Source organism: Streptococcus sanguinis, from assembly GCF_050225395.1.
Lineage (GTDB): Bacteria > Bacillota > Bacilli > Lactobacillales > Streptococcaceae > Streptococcus.
Map to the genome: position 1 here is coordinate 611,544 of NZ_CP071431.1, position 15,747 is coordinate 627,290.

The window sequence follows — 15,747 nt, forward strand, 5'->3', positions numbered from 1 at the left end:
GATGATGAAGATTTTATTAGCTGAAGATGAGCAGCAGCTGTCCCGTGTCTTGGAAACGGCGATGACCCATGAAGGCTATCAGGTTGATACAGCCTTTGATGGGCAAGAAGCTGTGGACTTGGCCAAGGAAAATGCCTATGATTTGATGATTCTTGATATCATGATGCCAGTCAAGACAGGCATTGAAGCGCTGAAAGAAATCCGCCAAACCGGCAATACTACCCATGTCATCATGCTGACAGCTATGTCGGAGGTAGATGACAAGGTCACAGGGCTGGATGCCGGTGCAGATGATTATCTGACCAAGCCTTTCTCTCTGAAAGAGCTTCTGGCTCGCCTGCGGTCCATGTCCAGACGGGTAGCGACGTTCACACCCAATTTGCTGCAGATTGGCCAAACCAGTCTCAATGTCGGAGAGCATGAACTCATTAGCTCCAACTCTATTCGACTAGCCGGTAAGGAATCTAAAATGATGGAATTTCTCATGCTCAATGCCCAGAAGAGTCTTTCCACTCAGGAAATCTTCCGTCATGTTTGGTCCAAAGAGGAGGATAAGGATTTGGACGAGGGCTTCGTCTGGATTTATATTTCCTATTTGCGCCAGAAGCTGAAGGCTATTCATGCTGATCTTGCTATCTTGGGTGAGGAAGGCGGCAGTTTCACTCTGGTACCGCTGGAAGGAGATGGCCATGTTTCGGAAGCTTAAAATTCGGTTCATTCTGCTGGCTTCGGCGGCTATTGTCTGTATTTTGCTGACCATGATTGCTGTCTTAAACTCTGTTCGCTTTCTGCAGACCAACGGAGAAATCCAAGCCGTTCTCAATATTCTATCTGCCAATAATGGAGATTTTCCCAGTGTAGAAGAAACGGCAGAGAGCTTGCAAAACGACCGTATCACCATTGATACCATCTACCAATACCGCTATTTCAGTGTGGTCTATAAGGAAGACAAAACACTTTACTCCACCAACTTAGACCATCTTTCCAATCTATCTAAGGAGCAGGCGCTCAGCTATGCAAATAAGGTGATTAAGAACAGCCGCAGCAGTGGGGTTTTTAAGGTAGGCAGTCAATTTTATTCCTACCAGATAACGCAGGATTCCAAGAGTAAGCGCTATTTACTGGTGGTCTTAGATTCGACCAATTACCTCGAAAGCCGCAATGACTTTTTCTGGCTGTCTATCCAGTTGTGCTTCTATAGCTTTATTTTCTTTGTCTTGGTCGTGTCTGGATTTTCCAACTTTGCCATCCGTCCCTATATCAAAAACTATGAAAACCAAAAGCGTTTTATCACTAATGCGGGCCATGAACTGAAGACGCCATTGGCCATCATCTCAGCCAATACGGAGCTGCAAGAGCTGATGACTGGCGAAAATGAATGGACAGAAAGCACCAAGGACCAGGTCAAGCGCCTCAGTAATCTAATCAATCAAATGGTCGTTCTGGCCCGTTTGGAAGAGCAGCCAGATGTTACTTTGGTAGATGTGAATTTCTCAGAAGTTGTCAAAAAAGTGGCTGGGAACTTCAAGTCTGTCATCGAGAAGGCAGGCAAGAAGTACGAGATCAAGCTGCAGGAAGATATCCATGTCAAGGCAACTGAAGATGAACTCTATGAATTGGTTAGTATCCTGATTGACAATGCCTGCAAGTATTGTGACGAAGATGGACAAATTTTTGTCACTCTGACCAAGGCCAAGCGTGGGAAACGAGCCCGTTTGACGGTAGCCAATAGTTACGCGGACGGTAAAAATGTTGATTACAGTCGATTCTTTGACCGTTTTTATCGCGAAGACGAATCGCACAATCAGAAGCAGCCTGGCTACGGGATTGGCCTATCCATGGCAGAAAGTCTGGTTCGGATTTTTAAGGGCAGGATTTGGGTTTCTTACAAGAAGGGTTTGATTGGCTTTACCGTTTTACTATGATAGCGTCACCTCGTTCATCAGTTATTGCTTTCTTTGCTGAGCTTTTTGTATCGGTTACGCCGATTCTTACTCGAGATTAAAAAAATTCTTCTAGTGTTTGCTAGAAGAATTTTTCTTTATCTTGACCATTGCTTACCAGCATTGCGGTTCTTTTTCTTTTTGTTCTTTTGCTCAATAGCCGGCTGAGTTTTTGGAGTAACATCTTTAGCCCGACTCGCTTTTTTCAAGCCTTTAGGAGGATTTTTTTCAAATTCCTCTGCTACCTGTTTTCTCAAGCGAGGTCGAATGATGTAGTTGATGATAAATTGCTGGATGATTTGGATAAATCCACCGACTACCCAGTAGAGAGTGACTGCGGCAGGAGAGAGGAATGAGAAACCAACAATCATGATAGGACTCATATAAGAAGCCTGTTTCATGCTGTTTCTTTGAGTTTCATCTTCAATGCCATGCAGAGAGAGCACTGACTGGATATAGTAGAGGATACCGACAATGGCAGTCAAAGCCCAGTCGCTTTTGGCCAGGTCTTTAATCCAGAGGAAGGAACTGCCTGCAACTCCTTGAGTATACTGGGCTGCAAAGAAGAGGGCTGAGAAGAAAGGCATTTGGATGAGCAGAGGCAGACAGCCAATACCGCCAAACATGCTGAGTCCATTTTCTTTTTGAGCAGCCATCAGTTCTTGCTGAGCCTGCATTTTCTCTTCCTGAGTCTCAGCATTTTTGATTCGCTCTTGGATTGGGGCAAAAATCGGTTTAAAGTAGTTCATCTTTTCAGACTGAAGCGTTGCCTTCCAAGACTGATAGATTCCCAGCGGCAGAATGATAATCCGCACGATGAGCGTAACAATGATAATCGCCAGACCATAACCCAGACCTGAATTCTTGGCAAAGAATTGGATACCATCCGCCATAGGCTGACCAATCACGTCCCAGATCAGACCAGAAGGATTACCGGCCTTGTCGCGGCCTACACAGCCAGACAGGAAAAGAAGCGCAGCCAGTCCCATACCGGAGAATAAAAAGCGTTTGAAATGTTTCACGAGTTCATATCCTTTGTTTCTAAAAAATAATACCTATCTATTCTACTGTTTTTTTGCAAAATATACAATAGTTCTGCAGACCTAATTTGAAATTTTGAAGTCAGGATAGGAGTCAAAATTAGCCATGGTCACATCCAAATAGCTGACCTTAGAAAAAGGTGTCGGTCCCTTGCGGATTTCTTGGATAAATTTGGCCATCAGAGCTGGGTCATCAGCTTGAGCCAGAATGCCAACAGTGCCATCGTCGTTGTTCCAGACCCGGCCGGTAATACCTCCGATTTCCAGCGCTAGAGAATAAACTCCCCAGCGGAATCCGACCCCTTGTACTCGTCCTTGGACTATCATTTTTACTTTCTGCATGGCGTCCTCCTTTAGTGAGCGGACCGAGGGGATTTAAGCCCTCAGTATGAGTGCAAGTCTGCTAAATTGTGGTATAATGTTCTTATGAATATTATAACCTCAAAAGCCAATAATGTGGTAAAAAAAGCTAAAAAACTTCATCACAAAAAATACCGCAAGGATTCTTATTTGATCGAGGGCTGGCATTTATTTGAGGAAGCTATCAGCAGCGGGGCAGAGCTGATTCGGATTTTTGCTTTAGCGGAATACGCAGAGCGATTAGCTGATTTTTCTCAAATGATTTTTGTCAGTCCAGAGATTTTAGCAGATTTGGCTGATAGTAAGACGCCGCAGGGGATTGTCGCGGAAGTGGCTTTTGAAAGGGAAAAAATACCGGCGGAGTTAAGTGGACGTTATCTTTTCTTGGAGGACGTTCAGGATCCAGGTAATGTCGGTACCATCATTCGGACAGCAGATGCAGCTGGCTTTGACGGGGTTTTCATCTCTAGCTCGTCAGCAGATATCTATAACCTAAAAACGCTGCGCTCTATGCAGGGGAGTCATTTTCACCTGCCCGTTTATCGGATGGATACGGCTGATTTTATTAGGCTGGCTCGTTCTTCCCGCCTGCCAATTCTAGCGTCAACCTTGTCGTTTGCGTCTATTGACTATAGAGAGGTGGGTAGCAAAGAGAGCTTTGCTCTAGTTATGGGCAATGAAGGGCAGGGAATTAGTCCAGAAATGACGGCAGCAGCTGATATTCTGATTCATATTTCCATGAGGGGGCAGGCAGAAAGTCTTAATGTTGCTGTCGCTGCTGGTATTTTAATCTTTCATTTAAGCTAAAAATCAGAAAAAGAGATATAATAGTTGGCAAGGGAGGTGATTCTATGCCTTACAAACAGGACGAGGAATTTATGGCCTATGTTGGGCACCTGATTGAAAAGCCCAGTGTTCAGCGCCTGAAAGAAATTCCCCATCATATTCATTCCAATAGACTTGAACATTCCATCAATGTAAGTTATACTAGTTACAGATTGCCAAAAAATTTGGTTGGAATGCTCGCAGTACGGCACGCGGTGCCCTGCTTCATGACTTATTCTACTATGACTGGCGTGTGACCAAGTTTAAGAAGAGTCATGCTTGGGTTCATCCGAGGCTGGCAGTTCGCAATGCTCGTAAGATTACTAAGCTTAATAAAGTCGAAGAGGACATTATCGTCAAGCATATGTGGGGGGCGACCATTGCTCCGCCGCGCTATAAGGAGTCTTATATTGTGACGATGGTGGACAAGTATTGGGCCGTCAAAGAAGCGACGGCACCTTGGAGACGCAAGGGCAGTAATCGCAAGCTCTTTCATCGAAAGATGCTGAAACCGTAAATGTTTTATTATAAAAGGAGTAACTATGAATCATTCTATTATTCAAGATCAATCAGATATTAATTCTTTCTATGCTAAGATTTATTCTATCGTTGGTGTCGGTATCGGAATCTCAGCAATCGTGTCCCTCTTGATGCTATTTGTCTTTCAAGATGCTATTTATACTATTTTGACAAGATCTGTCTGGATCTATTATGCAGCTATTGCAGTTGAGTTTATCCTTGTGTTGGTAGCATCTGGAACTGCTCGGAGCAATAGCCCAGCGGCGTTGCCTATGTTTTTAGCATATTCAGCCATCAATGGTTTTACCTTAAGTATTATCATGGCGCTGTATCTTCAGTCAGAGGTTCTCTTAGCCTTTCTGACAACAACCGTTATGTTCTTTGCTATGGGCTTCATCGGCAAGGTGACCAAGAAGGATCTTTCTGGAATGGGCAGAGCTTGTATGGCCGGTTTGATTGGTATTATCGCTGCTAGCTTCCTTAATATCTTCTTGAGAAGCAGTGGCTTGGACTTTATTGTCAGTATCGTTGGTGTCCTTGTTTTCTCAGGGCTCATCGCTTGGGACAATCAGAAAATCCGCTATGTATATGAGCAGACCAATGGCAATCCAGGGAATGGCTGGGCAATTTCGCTGGCTCTGCACCTGTACCTGGACTTCATTAATCTCTTCCTCAGCTTGCTGCGTATTTTTGGAAGAAACAAATAATTAGGATAAATAAGACTAAAGCATTGGGCGCTTGCCCAGTGCTTTTTGTTTCTCCTATGGATTTATGGTATAATGAAGCCAGCAAATAGAAAGCGAGAATAGTATGAAAACTCCTTTTGTCAGTCATGAAAAGCTAGCTGAGATTACGGCTCAGTTTCCAACCCCTTTCCATCTTTATGATGAGAAGGGAATTCGGGAAAGAGCGCGTGCCCTGCATGAGGCCTTTTCTTGGAATCCAGGTTTTAAAGAATATTTTGCCGTCAAGGCCACTCCCAATCCTGCTATTTTAAAAATCCTCAAAGAAGAAGGTTGTGGGGTGGATTGTGCCAGCTATGTTGAGCTGCTCATGAGCCAAAAGCTGGGCTTTGCTGGACAGGATATCATGTTTTCGTCCAATAACACACCAGCTGAGGAATTTCAGTTTGCGCGTGACTTGGGAGCGACTATCAATCTGGATGCCTATGAAGATGTGGCTTTTCTAAAGGAAGCCGCGGGTATTCCAAAGATTATTTCCTGCCGTTACAACCCTGGTGGTGTCTTTGAGCTGGGAACCAGCATTATGGATAATCCAGAAGAAGCCAAGTTTGGTATGACCAAGGACCAGCTGATTCAGGCTTTCAAAGAGCTCAAGGAGTTGGGAGCTGAGAAATTTGGGATTCATGCCTTCTTGGCCTCAAATACTGTCAGCAATGACTACTATCCTGAACTGGCCCGTCAGCTTTTTGAGCTGGCTGTAGAAGTGGTGGCTGAGACAGGAGTTGAGTTGGACTTTATCAATCTATCTGGCGGTGTCGGCATTAATTATCAGCCTGAAGGTGAGGAAAATGACATTGCGGTCATCGGTCAGGGAGTTCGTCAGGCATATGAAGCTATTCTGACACCGGCTGGTCTAGGACAGGTCAAGATTTATACGGAGCTGGGTCGTTTCATGCTGGCACCTTATGGCCTGCTGGTCACCAAGGTTACCCATAAGAAGAAGACCTACCGAACCTATCTGGGGGTGGATGCCTCTGCGGTCAATCTACTGCGTCCGGCCATGTACGGTTCTTATCACCACATTACCAATATGGATCGACCCGAGGGAGAGACAGAGATTGTGGATGTTGTCGGCAGTCTCTGTGAGAATAACGATAAATTCGCCATTAATCGCCCGCTGCCTGTCAGCCAAATCGGTGATACTTTGGTGATTCACGATACGGGTGCTCATAGTTTTTCTATGGGTTATCAGTATAATGCCAAGCTCCGCTCCAGCGAAATTCTCTTGGAACAAGATGACAATGTTCGCATGATTCGTCGGGCTGAAAAACCAGAAGATTATTTTGCGACACTGTATGGCTTTGATTTTGAAAAATAGAGAAAATTTGATATAATGAAGAGCAATGTAAAAATGGAAATAGAGGAGTTCTCGATATGAATTTAGTTTTAGCAATTTTCTTGATTATGGCAGCATTTGCTGGAGGCGTGATCTTGGGTATGTATCTGCTTCGTCGTCAAGTAGAGAAGGAATTTGCAGAAAATCCGCGTCTGAATGTGGAAGCAGTTCGGACCTTGCTTAGCGCTAGCGGCCAACGGCCAAATGAAGCGAAAGTGCAGCAAGTCTACCGTCAAATTATCAGCCAGCAGAAAGCTGCGCTTGCTAAGAGCAAAAAGAAAAAATAACTTTCTAGTGGCTGGTTGTTAATACCAGTAGAGAAAATCTATAAAAAAATGGGGATTTGGAATCGGCTTCCAGTCCCTTGTTTTAGAAAGAAGACCTTATGGATAATCGACCAATCGGTTTTTTAGACTCAGGAGTGGGCGGTTTGACTGTAGTCCGTGAGCTCATGCGGCAGCTCCCCCACGAAGAGGTCATTTATATTGGAGATTCGGCGCGGGCTCCTTACGGTCCAAGGCCTGCTGAGCAGATTCGCGCTTATACCTGGCAATTGGTCAACTTCCTCCTGACCAAGGATGTTAAGATGATAGTCATTGCCTGCAATACAGCGACTGCTGTTGTCTGGGAAGAAGTGAAGGAAAAGCTGGATATTCCAGTACTGGGCGTGATTCTGCCGGGGGCTAGCGCGGCTATTAAGTCAACTGCCAGCGGCCGCATCGGTGTTATTGGAACGCCAATGACTGTTTCTTCAGATATTTATCGTCAGAAGATTGAAGCGCTCTCGCCGGAGATGCAGGTGGACAGTTTGGCCTGCCCTAAGTTTGTGCCTTTGGTAGAGTCCAATGAACTTCATTCCAGTCTTACCAAAAAAGTGGTCTATGAAACCCTGCAGCCTTTAGCTGGTCGGGTAGATACCCTTGTCTTGGGCTGTACCCACTATCCCTTGCTCCGGCCTATTATTCAAAATAGGATGGGACCAAATGTGAAGCTGATTGACAGCGGGGCAGAGTGCGTACGGGATATTTCTGTCCTGCTCAATTACTTTGAAATCAACCGCAGCCGGGAAAAACAGGAGCTCAACCACCAATTTTACACAACTGCCAATGCTAAAAGCTTTTCGGAGATTGCAGAAAGCTGGCTGGGCCTGAAAGTGAATGTGGAGCATGTAAGCTTATGACAAATAAAATTTATGAATACATTGACGAGAACAATTGGTATATCGGAGAATGGACCCGCTTTCGCAAGGCAGGCTATCATTTCAATGATATCCCTTACAGGCTCTTGGAGCATATTGATGCAGAGTTGTGTGAGCTGATTGAGCGAGATTTGGATGAAGAGTACAACGCTTTTACCACAGTTGTGGTCAAATACGGCTCGCCTATGTCCTATATCCAGTTTGTCCTCAATATGATTAACGACCGTCAGAAGCGGGATTTTAAGGCGACCAGTCATAAGGGAGCTATTCTGATTACAGAAAAGGACTTGCTGCGCAAGGTCTTCTTCCTGTCCAAGGATGGGGTTAAGATGACCGACTTTTTTGGTCAGGGGCAGGAGTCCGAGATGGCTGTCGGAGATACCATCTTGATTGCGACTCGCAACGAAGGAAAGACAGCAGAGTTTCGCAAACTCTTTGATAAGCTGGGTTATAAGGTTGAAAATCTCAATGATTATCCTGATTTGCCAGATGTGGAAGAGACTGGAACCACCTTTGAGGAAAATGCGCGGCTCAAAGCGGAGACGATCAGTAAACTGACCGGTAAAATGGTGCTAGCTGACGACTCAGGTCTGCAGGTCGATGTTTTAGGCGGCTTGCCTGGCGTCTGGTCGGCTCGCTTTGCTGGAGTAGGCGCGACAGATGATGAAAACAACATCAAGCTCCTGCATGAATTGGCTATGGTGTTTGATGTTAAGGATCGCTCTGCCCATTTTCATACGACCCTAGTGGTGGCTAGTCCTGACAGGGAGTCTTTGGTAGTTGAAGCGGATTGGCCGGGCTACATTGCCCATGAGCCAAAAGGGGAAAATGGTTTTGGCTATGATCCCTTGTTCTTAGTGGGAGAAACAGGAAAAACGTCTGCCGAGCTGACGATGGAAGAAAAAAATGCCCAATCCCATCGGGCTCAGGCAGTTAAGAAATTAGTGGAGGTATTTCCAGCATGGCAAAGCAAACCATTATAGTCATGAGTGATTCTCATGGCGACCGTGCTATTGTAGAAGAAATTAGGAATCATTATATTGGAAAGGTAGATGCGATTTTCCATAACGGAGACTCTGAGCTTCCTTCTGATGATGAGGTGTGGCAAGGGATTCAGGTTGTTGCAGGGAATATGGACTTTTACGACGGCTATCCAGAACGCTTGGTGACGGATTTGGCGGGGACCATTATTGCCCAGACTCACGGGCATCTTTTCCATATCAACTTTTCTTTTCAAAAGCTGGATTTGTGGGTGCAAGAGGTTAATGCAGACATCTGCCTCTACGGCCATCTGCATATCCCAGATGCTCGAATGGAGGGCAAAACGCTCTTTCTGAATCCAGGCTCCATTAGCCAGCCACGTGGCCTGATCAACGAACGCCTCTACGCTAAGGTAGAGATTGATGATGACCGCTTTAAAGTTGATTTCTATACACGAAATCATGAACTCTATCCAAGCTTGTCCAAGGAGTTTAGCCGATGATTGCTAAGGAATTTGAAGACTATCTGCTGCAACATGAAGAAACTTTTTTGACGCCTGGGGAAAATCTGGCGGTTATGATTGACACCCACAATGTGGATCATGCAATCCTACTGCTAAGCCAGATGACTTACTCACGTGTACCAGTCGTGACAGCAGATAAAAAGTTTGTTGGCACGATTTCCTTGACAGACATCATGTCTTATCGTATGCGCCATGATTTGCCAGAAGAGGAATTCATGATGACAGACATCGTCCACATGACCAAAATGGACGACTTGACAGTTGGACCAGATTATACTGTATCAGATGTGCTTCATAAGCTGGTCGACGAGTCATTCCTGCCGGTTGTGGGCGAGGATCAGCATTTTTACGGAATTATTACTAGAAAGTCCATTTTGAAAGCTGTCAATTCTTTGTTGCACGGCTTTAGCAAGAAGTACGAAATTCGCAAAAAATGAAAGAATACATTAGACCGTTTTTAAATCAAAAAAACATCTCAGAAAATTCTAAAATTGCCTATTCTTATGATTTGGAGCAGTTTATCGAGGAAGTGCATGGCCGGATTACCGAGACCAATCTGCGGATTTATCAGGCCTCTATCAAGGATTTTAAGGCAGCTGTTCAGAAGCGGAAGCTCTCAGCAGTCAATCAATTTCTCTACTTTCTTTATCAGCAGCAGCTTATTGAGGAGTTTCACCGCTTGGTCCTGCCCAAGGTCTCCATATCGAAGGAGCAGGAAAATGAACTATTAGACCTGTCTGCTTTTTGGCAGGAATCAAGCGTTCCCAGGGGGCGTCTGATGGCTCTTCTTATTTTGGAAATGGGCTTGCTGCCCAGCGAGATTCTGCAGGTCAGAGTGGCAGATGTTAATCTTGACTTTCAGGTTTTGAAGATTGAAAAGGCCGGTCAGAAGCGGGTCATCAAGATTCCTGAGAGCCTGACGGGTGAGCTGGAGGACTATCTGACGGGGACGTATTTATTTGAGAAAAACGGCAAATCCTATTCTCGTCAATGGGGCTTCCGTCAGCTAGAGGCCTTCTTGATTGAGCAGGGACAAGCCAGTCTATCTGCCCAAAGCCTGCGTGAGCAGTTTATTTTGCGCCAGCGGGAGAAAGGGATTGGCCTCTATGATATTGCCCAAGATTTGGGCTTGAAAACCATGATTACACTAGAAAAATATAGATAAAAATGGATATCAAACTAAAAGATTTTGAAGGCCCGCTGGACCTACTGCTCCACCTTGTATCTAAGTACCAGGTGGATATTTATGATGTGCCCATTACGGAGGTCATCGAGCAGTATCTGGCTTATGTGGCCACCTTGCAGGCCATGAAGCTGGAAGTGACGGGCGAGTATATGGTCATGGCAAGCCAGCTCATGCTGATTAAGAGTCGCAAGCTTTTGCCTAAGGTAGCGGATAATGCTGAGCTGGAAGATGATTTGGAGCAAGACCTCTTGAGCCAGATTGAGGAATATCGCAGGTTTAAGCTCTTGGGTGAGAAAATGTCGCTCCAGCACGAGGACCGGGCTCTTTATTATTCTAAGCCCAAGCTGGAGCTGGTTTATGAAGACGCTGAGCTCCTACATGACAAGTCAACGATTGATCTGTTTTTGGCTTTTTCCAAAGTTATCGCCAAGAAGCAAGAGGAGTTTTCTAAGAGCCACACAACCATTGTGCGAGACGAGTACAAGATCGAGGACATGATGGAAGTGGTGCGCCAGCGCTGTGCTGGTAAGAACCGTCTGGCTCTGCAGGAGATTTTCGCAGAGACCAAGGACATGAATGAAGTTATTACTCTCTTTCTGGCGACATTGGAATTGGTCAAGGTGCAGGAAGTGCAAGTCATTCAGGAAGAAAATTTTGGAAATATTTATTTAGTAGGAAGAGGAAATGAGTAAGTTAGCAGAGATTGAAGCCCTGCTTTTTGTGGCGGGAGAAGATGGACTCAAGGTTCATCAATTGGCAGAAATCTTATCTTTGCCGCCGACCGGGGTTATTCAGAGTTTGGAGAAGTTGGCTGAGCAATATGAAGCCAATCCAGACTCTAGCCTGACCCTGCTGGAAACTTCAAAGACATACAAGCTGGTCACAAAGCCAGAGTTTGCTGAGATTCTGCGGGCCTATTCACGGGCTCCAATCAATCAAAGTCTGTCGCGGGCAGCGCTGGAGACCTTGTCTATCATTGCCTATAAGCAGCCGATTACAAGGGTAGAAATAGATGACATCCGCGGGGTTAATTCCAGCGGTGCTTTGGCCAAGCTCTTGGCTTTTGAACTGGTTCGAGAGGATGGGAAAAAGGAAGTTATTGGCCGGCCAAATCTCTATGTGACAACGGATTATTTCTTAGACTATATGGGGATCAATCACCTAGATGAGCTGCCGATTGTCGAAGAAACAGAGCTAGTTGCTGAAGAAAGCCAGCTCTTTATTGAAAGGACAGATATCGATGAGAATCAATAAATACATCGCTCATGCTGGGATAGCCAGCCGCCGTAAGGCAGAAGAGCTAATCAGGCAAGGGAAGGTCAGTATAAACGGCCAAGTGGTACGTGAGCTGGCGACGAACATCAAGTCTGGCGACCGTGTGGAAGTAGAAGGCCAACCTATCTACAACGAAGAGAAGGTTTATTACCTTCTCAATAAGCCACGCGGGGTCATTTCCTCTGTCAGTGATGACAAGGGACGTAAGACGGTCGTAGAGCTCTTGCCTCAGGTCAAGGAGCGGATTTATCCGGTTGGTCGTTTGGACTGGGATACTTCTGGCATTCTCATTCTGACCAATGACGGGGACTTTACCGACGAGATGATTCATCCCCGCAATGAGATTGACAAGGTCTATGTGGCGCGTGTCAAAGGATTGGCCAATAAAGAAGTTCTTCGTCCTCTGACTCGAGGTATTGAGATAGAGGGGCGCAAAACCAAGCCAGCAGTTTATGAGATTATCAAGGTTGATCCGGCGAAAAATCGCTCGGTCGTTCAGCTGACCATCCACGAAGGCCGTAACCATCAGGTCAAGAAGATGTTCCAGGCGGTCGGATTGCAAGTAGATAAGCTGTCACGGACTCGCTTTGGTCATTTGGACCTAACTGGCCTTAAGCCTGGTGAGTATAGAAAACTCAGCAAGAAAGAAGTCAGCCAGCTACATACACTAGCTGTAACCAAGACCAAGAAATGATAAAGAAACTGCTTATTGCTCCTGTCCGCTTTTATCAACGCTTCATATCGCCTGCTTTCCCTCCATCTTGCCGCTTTCGGCCAACCTGCTCTAACTATATGATAGAGGCTATCCAGAAGCATGGAGCTAAAGGTGTCCTAATGGGCTTGGCGCGCATTCTCCGCTGTCATCCCTGGTCTCAGCCAGGAGAGGATTCTGTACCAGACCATTTCAGCCTGAGAAGAAATAATTCAAGAAAAAATTCACACTAGATAAGTATCTAGTGTGAATTTTATATATATCTATATTCTCTGAATATTTCCTATCTTCTAGACCAAGTCTTAGGCAGGAAGAGCAGGAGAATCGGGTAGATTTCCAAGCGACCGCCAATCATAGCAAAGGCCAGCAGCAGTTTGGAAAAAGGACTAAAGATAGAAAAATTATCTGTCGTCCCAATCATAGGACCGATATTATTGAAGCAGGATAGAACACCACTGACAACTGTCATGAGATTGTTATTATCCAGGCTGACGATGAAAATCAGCGCTAGCACGATCAAAACATAGGTTGCTAAATATTTGAGGACCTTGTGCTGGGTATCCTTATCTAAGACAGCACCATTAACATGCATGGTTAGGACCCGATTGGGTGATAGGGTAGAGAGGATTTGATTTTTGGCAATGCGGGAAATAATAATCCCCCGAATAACCTTGAATCCCCCAGCGGTTGATCCAGCCGAACCCCCGATACACATGAGTAGGAGCAGGATGACCTGAGAAAAGAGTGGCCACTTGACCGTATCACCATAGCCAAATCCAGTTGTTGTGATAACATTAGAGACCTGGAAGAAGGAAATCTCCACGCTCTTGGCAAAGCCTTGATAGAGGTGGAAGACATTAAAGGCAATCAAGGCAGTGGAAAGAAAGACAATCCAGAGATAGCCCCTAAGTTCCTCATCGCCAAAGCAGGCCTTAAACTTGCGAATCAGCAAGTAATAGTAGAGATTAAAGTTGACCCCGAAAGCCAAGACCCCAAAGCTGACCAGGTAAGTAATCAGTGAGCTGTTGTAGTGGGCAATACCGTCATTGTATACGGTGAATCCTCCTGTACCAGCAGTTCCCATGGCAATGACGAGGCTGTCAAAGAGCGGCATACCCGCTAGGAAATAAAGCAGCGCAAAGATAGCAAAGAGAGCCAGATAGATGATATAGAGGATTTGGGCCGTACTCTTGAGCTTGGACACAACCTTGCCAAAGACTGGGCCCGGAACTTCTGCTTTCATGACCTCCAAGTGGCCATTTTTAGCATTGTCCATAATAGCTAGGGCAAAGACCAGCACTCCCATCCCTCCGATTAAGTGAGTAAAACTGCGCCAGAAGAGCAGCGAATGAGAGAGAACGCCGACATCGTTGAGAATAGTTGCTCCCGTAGTTGTAAAGCCGGAGCTGACCTCAAAGAAGGCATCAATGATGTCCGGTATCTGACCAGAGAAGACAAAGGGCAGGGCTCCGAAGAAGGACCAGAGAATCCAGCAAAGGGCTACAATCAGGACACCTTCCTTGGCGTAGATATGCAGGTCCTTGGGCTTGAAATAAGAGCCTATGCCACCTAAAACTAGTAGGATGGCCATGGTCGCCCCGATAGAGAAAAAGACCTTTAAAGGTTCACCGTAGATTAGAGCGACGATAATAGGTACAATCAGCAGAGCCGCCTCAATCAGCAGTAATTTTGCCAGCAGGTAGCGAATCATAGATCTATTCATGGGTCTACCTCGCTAACAGATCGTAAATCTGCGTGATATTTTGCAGCAGAGTGGTCACGACAATTTTATCTCCAACTTGCAGATTGTCATCGCCTGTAGGGAAGATAGCTTTACCTTGGCGAATAATGGCCGCAATCAGGACATCTTTCTTCAGATGAAGCTGAGATAGAGGAATACCAGTCATCTTGTTTTCTTCCTTGATTTGGAACTGTAGGGTCTCGATTTGGCCGTTGGCTACATGGTGCAGAGCTTCTAGGTTAGAGAATTGAGCATTGTAGCGACCGCGGATAAAATGCATAACCGTATCAACGGCGATACCTTTAGGAGTTACGATGCTGGCAAAGTCTTGGTTATCAATGATTTCCAACAAACTAGTACGGTTGACCTTGGTGATGTTTTTCTGCACACCTAGATTATTAAGGAACATGGAAGTAATGATATTTTCTTCGTCTACACCAGTCAGGGTAGCGATGGCATCAAAGTTATTGGCGCGTTCCTCCAGCAGGATATCCTTGGCAGTACCGTCTCCATGGACAACATAGAGCTCAGGAAATTTCTGACTGAAAAAGGTTGCCCGTTCATGGTTGGATTCAATGACTTTGAGCTCGATTTTACTATTCTTGAGAATATTGAGCAAGTAGTAGGCAATCTTTCCTGCCCCGATAATCATCAGGCTCTTAACCACTCTAGGTCGTACCATATTGTGGAATTGGACGATGTCCAGGCGGTTACCTGTGACATAAATCTTGTCGCCGGCATCCAAAGTGAAGTCACCGTCAGGGATCTCCAAGTGCCCTTTTCTCTCAATGGCACAGACGATGATATTTCCAAATTTCTTGCGGAACTGGGAAATACTCATCTGGCAGAGATTACTGTCTTCCTTGAGTTTGAACTCCATCAGTGCCACTCGGCCATTGGCAAAGTGCTCTACTGACAGGGCATTAGGAAAGTCAATGATATTAGCGATATAGCGAGCAGTTAGGAGCTCAGGATTGACCACCAGCGAGAAGCCTAGGATGTTCTTCTCCTTAAAGTAAGGGTTGGAATATTCAGGATTACGCACCCGAACGACGGTTTCCTTAGCGCCCATTCGTTTGGCCAGAACAGCTGAGACCATATTGACCTCATCATGCTCAGTCATAGAGATGAAGATGTCGCAGTGACTGACATCCGCTTGTTCTAAGATTTTGAAGTTGGCTCCATTGCCAGCAATACCAATAATGTCATAGCGCTTGGTAATCTGGTTGAGAACAGCCTCATCCTGCTCAATCAGGATAACATCATGATTTTCAGCCACTAAGGAGCGACAGAGGGCCGTCCCGACCTTCCCGCCGCCGACAACAATAATTTTCATAAGTTTAGATTCCTCCAAAGTATGTATCT

The 15,747-nt window shown here is 45.5% G+C and carries 19 protein-coding genes and 1 pseudogene; 16 read left to right on the forward strand and 4 right to left on the reverse strand.

All coding sequences use genetic code 11. The features are described 5' to 3' along the window. Positions 1-4: 4 nt before the first annotated feature. Both J1C81_RS03100 and J1C81_RS03105 read left to right on the forward strand, forming a co-directional pair. The gene (locus J1C81_RS03100; RefSeq protein ID WP_032909784.1) at positions 5-706 is read left to right on the forward strand and encodes a response regulator transcription factor; all 702 of its coding nucleotides are present in this window, start codon (positions 5-7) and stop codon (positions 704-706) included. Next, positions 690-1,925 carry a sensor histidine kinase gene (locus J1C81_RS03105; protein WP_009659138.1) on the forward strand — a complete coding sequence of 412 codons (1,236 nt, stop codon included), beginning with the start codon at positions 690-692 and terminating at the stop codon, positions 1,923-1,925. Before J1C81_RS03100 ends, J1C81_RS03105 begins: the two co-directional genes overlap by 17 nt. A gap of 116 nt (positions 1,926-2,041) precedes the next feature. Here J1C81_RS03105 and yidC read toward each other — a convergent pair whose 3' ends face one another. After that, a complete protein-coding gene (gene yidC, locus J1C81_RS03110) occupies positions 2,042-2,965 on the reverse strand; it encodes a membrane protein insertase YidC (protein ID WP_002914539.1) in 924 nt (307 codons plus the stop codon). A gap of 81 nt (positions 2,966-3,046) precedes the next feature. Next, on the reverse strand, positions 3,047-3,325 hold the full coding sequence (locus J1C81_RS03115; protein ID WP_002914540.1) for an acylphosphatase: 279 nt from the start codon (positions 3,323-3,325) through the stop codon (positions 3,047-3,049). 84 nt (positions 3,326-3,409) lie between these two features. Here J1C81_RS03115 and J1C81_RS03120 point away from each other — a divergent pair, with 84 nt between their 5' ends. From J1C81_RS03120 to yidD, 14 genes and pseudogenes are all read left to right on the forward strand, one after another. Continuing rightward, entirely contained in the window at positions 3,410-4,150 is a 741-nt protein-coding gene (locus tag J1C81_RS03120) for a TrmH family RNA methyltransferase (RefSeq protein WP_002914541.1), read from the forward strand. Positions 4,151-4,194: 44 nt separating this feature from the next. Next, positions 4,195-4,685: pseudogene (locus J1C81_RS03125) on the forward strand (HD domain-containing protein). 25 nt (positions 4,686-4,710) lie between these two features. Beyond that, the gene (locus J1C81_RS03130) at positions 4,711-5,394 is read left to right on the forward strand and encodes a Bax inhibitor-1/YccA family protein (protein WP_002914543.1); all 684 of its coding nucleotides are present in this window, start codon (positions 4,711-4,713) and stop codon (positions 5,392-5,394) included. Positions 5,395-5,497: 103 nt separating this feature from the next. Continuing rightward, positions 5,498-6,748: a diaminopimelate decarboxylase gene (locus tag J1C81_RS03135; RefSeq protein WP_002914544.1), complete on the forward strand. Its 1,251-nt coding sequence runs from the start codon at positions 5,498-5,500 to the stop codon at positions 6,746-6,748. 56 nt (positions 6,749-6,804) lie between these two features. After that, the gene (locus J1C81_RS03140; RefSeq protein WP_002894600.1) at positions 6,805-7,053 is read left to right on the forward strand and encodes a YneF family protein; all 249 of its coding nucleotides are present in this window, start codon (positions 6,805-6,807) and stop codon (positions 7,051-7,053) included. Positions 7,054-7,151: 98 nt separating this feature from the next. Then, entirely contained in the window at positions 7,152-7,946 is a 795-nt protein-coding gene (gene racE / locus J1C81_RS03145; protein WP_002914546.1) for a glutamate racemase, read from the forward strand. Further along, positions 7,943-8,947: a nucleoside-triphosphate diphosphatase gene (locus J1C81_RS03150; protein WP_002914547.1), complete on the forward strand. Its 1,005-nt coding sequence runs from the start codon at positions 7,943-7,945 to the stop codon at positions 8,945-8,947. Before racE ends, J1C81_RS03150 begins: the two co-directional genes overlap by 4 nt. Then, a complete protein-coding gene (locus J1C81_RS03155; protein ID WP_002914548.1) occupies positions 8,926-9,447 on the forward strand; it encodes a metallophosphoesterase in 522 nt (173 codons plus the stop codon). Before J1C81_RS03150 ends, J1C81_RS03155 begins: the two co-directional genes overlap by 22 nt. After that, the gene (gene cbpB, locus J1C81_RS03160) at positions 9,444-9,905 is read left to right on the forward strand and encodes a cyclic-di-AMP-binding protein CbpB (RefSeq protein WP_002897025.1); all 462 of its coding nucleotides are present in this window, start codon (positions 9,444-9,446) and stop codon (positions 9,903-9,905) included. Before J1C81_RS03155 ends, cbpB begins: the two co-directional genes overlap by 4 nt. Beyond that, a complete protein-coding gene (xerD, locus tag J1C81_RS03165) occupies positions 9,902-10,633 on the forward strand; it encodes a site-specific tyrosine recombinase XerD (RefSeq protein ID WP_002894607.1) in 732 nt (243 codons plus the stop codon). Before cbpB ends, xerD begins: the two co-directional genes overlap by 4 nt. A 2-nt stretch (positions 10,634-10,635) precedes the next feature. Then, positions 10,636-11,346 (forward strand): segregation/condensation protein A, encoded by a 711-nt coding sequence (locus J1C81_RS03170; RefSeq protein ID WP_002894608.1) that lies wholly within the window; start codon positions 10,636-10,638, stop codon positions 11,344-11,346. After that, on the forward strand, positions 11,339-11,908 hold the full coding sequence (scpB, locus tag J1C81_RS03175; protein ID WP_002894610.1) for an SMC-Scp complex subunit ScpB: 570 nt from the start codon (positions 11,339-11,341) through the stop codon (positions 11,906-11,908). Before J1C81_RS03170 ends, scpB begins: the two co-directional genes overlap by 8 nt. Continuing rightward, positions 11,895-12,623, forward strand: coding sequence for a pseudouridine synthase (locus J1C81_RS03180; RefSeq protein WP_002914549.1), 729 nt, complete (start codon positions 11,895-11,897; stop codon positions 12,621-12,623). Before scpB ends, J1C81_RS03180 begins: the two co-directional genes overlap by 14 nt. After that, positions 12,620-12,874 carry a membrane protein insertion efficiency factor YidD gene (yidD, locus tag J1C81_RS03185; protein WP_080556956.1) on the forward strand — a complete coding sequence of 85 codons (255 nt, stop codon included), beginning with the start codon at positions 12,620-12,622 and terminating at the stop codon, positions 12,872-12,874. The genes J1C81_RS03180 and yidD overlap by 4 nt, the downstream gene beginning before the upstream one ends. 50 nt (positions 12,875-12,924) lie before the next feature. On the opposite strand, the gene J1C81_RS03190 is transcribed toward yidD, so the two are convergent. Together J1C81_RS03190 and trkA are read right to left on the reverse strand one after the other, a co-directional pair. Then, a complete protein-coding gene (locus tag J1C81_RS03190; protein WP_002914552.1) occupies positions 12,925-14,364 on the reverse strand; it encodes a TrkH family potassium uptake protein in 1,440 nt (479 codons plus the stop codon). 4 nt (positions 14,365-14,368) lie between these two features. Beyond that, the gene (gene trkA, locus J1C81_RS03195; protein ID WP_002914553.1) at positions 14,369-15,718 is read right to left on the reverse strand and encodes a Trk system potassium transporter TrkA; all 1,350 of its coding nucleotides are present in this window, start codon (positions 15,716-15,718) and stop codon (positions 14,369-14,371) included. Between the last annotated feature and the right edge of the window lie 29 nt (positions 15,719-15,747).